The sequence below is a fragment of the Alcanivorax sp. HI0083 genome, from assembly GCF_001635175.1.
In genome coordinates, this window is the sequence record NZ_LWFX01000400.1 from 1 (window position 1) to 574 (window position 574).

Consider the following 574-nt stretch of genomic DNA (forward strand, 5'->3'; position numbering starts at 1 on the left):
GAACCGCCCAGAAAGAACAGGGGCAGGTCGGGTTCGCTGAGCGCTTCCAGTGCGGCTTCATGGACCAGCCCTTCGGCGTGGTCCGGGTGGCGGATATCCGACAGGGAAGTGATGAAATCGAAGTCGGCCAGGGCACCCTGCCATTGGGCCGGCAGGTGGGGCAGATACAGGTCTGCGTCGGTTCGTGCGCCCCAGAACAGCCGCACTGGCTGAGTGAAATTCAGGGTGATCAGACGTTCGATCATGGCTTTTACCGGTGCAAAACCAGTGGAGCCGCAGATGAACCACACGGGCTGGTCCGGTGCGCTGTCGATAAACCGCAGGCCGGCGGGCAGGGTGGTACTCACGGTGCTGTCTGCCCGCAGGCTGGCCATAATGTCCTGGGCGGCGCTGTTGTCATCACCATGGCGGATGTGCAATTCAATATCGCGGCCATCGCAATGGTTGGCGATGGAAAAGGGATAGCTTTCGCCGTGCAGGTTCAGCATCAGGTACTGGCCCGCGTGCCACTGGATTTTCTTGCCGGCGGGCAGGCGCAGCCAGACCCGGCTGACGTCGTGGTTGAGCGCGTCGA

Annotated in this window: 1 pseudogene; it reads right to left on the reverse strand. The window is 62.2% G+C overall.

The annotated features are described in order from the left end of the window. Positions 1-574 (reverse strand): annotated as a pseudogene (locus A3754_RS04170) (flavin oxidoreductase); the annotation flags it as partial.